At 70.4% G+C, this 4674-nt stretch carries 2 protein-coding genes; both read left to right on the top strand.

Annotation, left to right across the window (positions count from 1 at the left end; translation table 11 throughout):
• The first annotated feature begins 990 nt into the window (after positions 1-990).
• Positions 991-3045: a M14 family zinc carboxypeptidase gene (locus SSP24_RS41940; RefSeq protein WP_141316431.1), complete on the top strand. Its 2055-nt coding sequence runs from the start codon at positions 991-993 to the stop codon at positions 3043-3045.
• Positions 3045-4674 (top strand): PKD domain-containing protein (locus SSP24_RS41935; RefSeq protein WP_141316428.1); only part of this gene is annotated, 1630 nt, incomplete at its 3' end. The genes SSP24_RS41940 and SSP24_RS41935, both read left to right, overlap by 1 nt.

Here is a 4674-nt window from a genome sequence, read left to right as displayed (position 1 = left end):
GGTCTCGCCGACCGTCGTGCACAGCACCTTGATCACCCAGAAGTACACGGTGACTTCGGGAACCTTGTTCCAGCGCAGACCGTTGCCACGAGCAGCGGCCGCGGAGCCGGGGGCTGCGGGTATCTCGGACGTCTCAGAGGTCTCGTATGACATGAGGCCGACCGTGCCACCGGCTGCCTGAACGCATCCTGACTGCCGCATCGTGAACATCGGGCGCCGTAAGCGCCGCCACACCACCGCGCCCAGGCCCTGTTCCGCCGCTCCAACTGGTCGCGGGCGAGGCGCTCGCCGTCGTCCGGCAGTTCCCGGCAGGGAATCCCCGGCGCGGGCCCTGGCGGCGAACTGGGACTTCGGTTCGCCGCTCATCGCGACTTGTCGCTCTTGACCTGGAGCGTGGCCCCTTCGGCAGAGACGTCGTACGCGGCGAGGTCGCCGCCGTTGCTGGGCGAACCGGATCCGACCGTCCACCACCTCCAGGTCACCGGGAGCCGCGCCAACCGGGTAACTCGCGGTCTGGGTGTACGTCACCGTCTCCACAGAGACGATCCGGTTGCTGTTCTTCACGGCCGCGTACACCCGACCGGAGTCGGCGGACAGCGCCAGGCCGATCACGCCGAAGATCCCGGTCGGCGTCGCCTTCACAGGACGACCGCGAGTGCCGTCGCGATCGAGATGCCGCGCCTGCGCACAGTGATGTGACCCCACAGAAGAAGCCCGGTGCTCAGGGCGGAAATGAACAGGCCGCGCGCCCTCCTCGCACGGATGTTGTGTCCGCAAACCTGTGTACGGGCTGTATCCGGAGGGGTAGGTTCTGTCCGCCACCCCCACATGATCGGGCAGCGCCCGGTGAACCGGCCGCCCACAAGGCGTGCCCGGGACAGCCGACGTGCCTCCTGGCGAGTAGGAGTTCATGTGGTTGGTTCATGCCGTCGATCGGATGGTTCATCCCGACGTTCCGGCAGACGCGGGCTGATCGCCTGCGCCGTGGTAATGGCCGCTGTCGTGGCCGGGGGCGGGTCGATGCCCGGTGCCTCGGCGCCGACCGCCGCGGCGGCGGAGGGCTTCCGCCCGCAACTGGTGACGGTGAGCACCCCGACCCGTGCCGACAAGGATCGCCTCGTCGCGCTCGGCCTCGATCTGACCGAGCACGCCGGACACGACTATGTCGAGGTCGTCCTGCACCGTGCGGCCGACGAGCTGGCGCTGGCCGGGGCGGGCTTCGACTGGCGGGTCCGAATACCGGACCTGCTGCAACGCGAGTCCGACGTCAACGCCGAGAACCGCGCCTACGCCGCCGCCACCGCGGTCTCGCCCCTGCCTTCGGGACGGGACGCCTACCGCGGACTCGGCGACTACCACGCCGACATGGACCGCCTGGTCGAAGAACATCCGGGGCTTGTCAGGAGGTTGACCCTTCCGCGTAGGAGTCTTGAGGGCAAGTCCGTGTACGCGGTGGAGATCGCGCACGACGTGGACGCCCCCGAGGACGGCCGGCCCGTCTTCCTGATGATGGGGCTGCACCACGCCCGTGAATGGCCCTCCGGCGAGCACGCCATCGAGTTCGCCTTCGACCTGGCACGCCACTACGGCAGTGACGAGCGCATCACCTCCCTGCTGAAGAAGGCACGGGTGATCGTCGTGCCCGTGGTCAACGTCGACGGCTTCGAGAAGTCCTTCAACGACGGTCGACTGGTCGACCTGCGCGGCATCGACGAGGGTGGCACCGGGTCCATCCTGGCCACGCCCGGCAACGCGTACAAGCGCAAGAACTGCCGTATGGCCGACGGGCTGGCCCCGCTGGCGAACGAGTGCGCCCTCGCGAGCAGCCCCGGCGGCTTCGGCGCAGGGGTCGACCTCAACCGCAACTACGGCGGTTTCTGGGGCGGTCCGGGCGCGGCGGCGGAGCCGGTGCAGGCCACCTACCGCGGAGCAGCACCCTTCTCCGAGCCGGAGACGCGGAACATCCGTGAGCTGATCAGCGGGCGGCAGGTCACCGGGCTCATCACCAACCACACCTTCTCGAATCTGGTGCTGCGCCCGAACGGCGTCGCGCCCGACACCACCGGTCCCGACGGACTGCCTCTCGGCGACCCGCCGGACGAGGCGGCGATGAAGGAGCTCGGTGACCGGATGGCGGCGCAGAACGGCTACACCAGCCAGCACAGCTGGCAGTTGTACGACACCACGGGGACGACCGAGGACTGGTCGTACAACGCGACCGGCGGCTACGGCTACACCTTCGAGATCGGCCCGGACGAGTTCCACCCGCCGTTCCCGGAGGTCGTCGACGAATACCTCGGCGCGGGCGAGTACGCGGGCAAGGGCAACCGTGAGGCGTTCCTGCTCGCGTTGGAGAACGCCGTCGATCCGGCGGCGCACTCGGTCATCACCGGCAGGGCGCCCGCCGGAGCCACGCTGCGGCTGAAGAAGACGTTCGCCACGCCCACCTGGTCCGGCGCCATCGCGGACACTCTCGACACCACCATGACCGTCGGCGCGGGCGGCGGCTACACCTGGCACGTCAATCCCTCCACCCGGCCCGTCGTCAAGGCGCGCCAGATCCGGGTGGTCGGCTCCGAGCCGCTGAAGCGGCAGACGTACACGGGCACGACGCTGCCCGCGCAGCCCACGGAGCGGGAGTTCACCGTCGACCGGGCCGCTGACCTCCTGGAGGTGAAGCTCGACTGGCCCACCCCGGATGATCTCGACCTGTACGTGCTGCGCAGGAACGCCGACGGCAGCCTCACCGAGGTCGGACGGTCCACCGGGTCGGTCGGCGAGAAGGAGCGCGTGCTCCTCGATTCCCCCGCGCAGGGCGACTACGTGCTGCGGGTGGAGAACTGGGCGTCCGCGGCGCCGAGCTGGGAGCTCACCGCCTCCCTCTACGACGCCACCACCGAAGAGATCGGCGGGCTCGTCGAGAACTGGACGCTCACCTGCGAGAAGAACGGGAAGGTCCTGCAGCAGCTGCCCGTCGTGGTCGACCGCGGCCAGCGCGTCAAGGCCGATCTGAAGACCTGCGCGCAGAAGTGGAGCCAGAGCTGATGAGACGCGCGCGCATACACTTCCGGCGCCTCGCCGCCGTCGCCTCGCTGGCCTTGTCCCTCTCGCTGCTCCCCCTCACGGGCGTCACCGCGGCGCAGGGCCCGGGTGTCACGGTTTCCTCGGTCGGCGGCCAGCAGGTCACCGAGGACGGCACGGTCAAGCAGCCGCTGAGCGGCACGGTGGACGTGGCCGGCACCGCCCGCACCGGCAGCCCACAGCAGCCCGCCGATCCCGCGCCGCTGCACGCCGAGGCGGGCGACAGCCCCTTCGTCACCGCGGGCGACAAGGCGCCGCTCCTCGGCAGCGCCTACGGCGGTACCGCTCCCTACACCTGGTCCTGGACCGCCGAACACGGCAGGCTCACCGGCGCGGACTCGGCGAGCCCCGCCTTCGACACGACGGGGCTCGCCCCGGGCACGTACGACGTCCGGCTCACCGTCACCGATGCCGCGGGCGTCAGTACGAGCGACATCGTCAAGGCTGTCGTGGGCGAGCAGACGAGCAGCGAACTGCTCGACGAGGCGAGGGCGGACCCGACGCCCGGCGTCTTCCCCGCCGGCCAGAGCGTCGAGTTCCCCTTCGACGTGCCCTCCGGCGTGCGGTCCCTGGACGTCACTCTGTCCTGGACGACACCGGAGCAGGACTACGACCTGCGCGTCACCGACCCGTCCGGGAAGGTGGTCGCGCAGTCGGAATCGTCCGGGCACCCGGAGCAGACGTCCGTGGCCGACCCGGCCGCGGGCACCTGGAAGGTCGTGGCCGTCAAATGGGCCACCGTCACGGCCGACGTGACCGCGCGGGTCGTGGCCCGCAGGCTCACCGCCGACCCGCGGCCCGAGGTGAGGGCCGGGGGGCCGTACAGGTTCGAGACGGGAACCGAGCAGCGGCTGAGCGGCACGGTCACCGGCGGCACGAACCCTGTCGACGCGGCCTGGGACCTGGACGGCGACGGTCGCTTCGACGACGGTACGGGCACCACCGTCACCCCCCAACTGCCCGACGGCCGGCACCTCGTCACCCTCAAGGCGACCGACGCCCGGGGCCTGGAACGGCGCGAGACCACCTCCGTGCTGGTCGGCGACGCCGACCGGCTGGACGCGGCGCCGCCGGTCACCGTCATCGGCATCGCCGACACCGGCATCAACCCCTACCACCTCGAGTTCTCCGCCCGCACCTACCCCGACCCGGACGTACTGGCGCTGACGAAGAACTTCACCCGGCACCCCTCGGAGTACATCCCCGGCTACCCGGCCTCCGCCCCCGCGATCCCCGCCACCCTCGGCAAGGGCTACCTGCCCGAGGAGGACAAGGACCTGTGGACCGGCGGTCGAGTGAAGGGCGGACTGCTCCACTGGATCCCCGGAACGAAGATCATCGGCGCTTACTCGTCGAGCGTCGACGGCGCCCATCCGGTCCTCGACGACCACGGGCACGGCACCGGCTCCGCCTCCGTCTCGGCCGGCAACCGCTACGGCTACTGCCCCACCTGTCTGCTCGTCATGGTCGAGGGACTCGACGAGACAGTCGCCACCAAGTACCCCTGGGTCGACATCACCTCGCACTCCTTCGGCTACGTCGGGGGTGCCCCCGTCGGCCCCGTGCTCAGCAGCGAGGAAGTCACCAAGGAAG

It is taken from the genome of Streptomyces spinoverrucosus, from assembly GCF_006539505.1.
GTDB lineage: Bacteria > Actinomycetota > Actinomycetes > Streptomycetales > Streptomycetaceae > Streptomyces > Streptomyces spinoverrucosus.
This window is presented reverse-complemented; position numbering and strand designations above follow the sequence as displayed.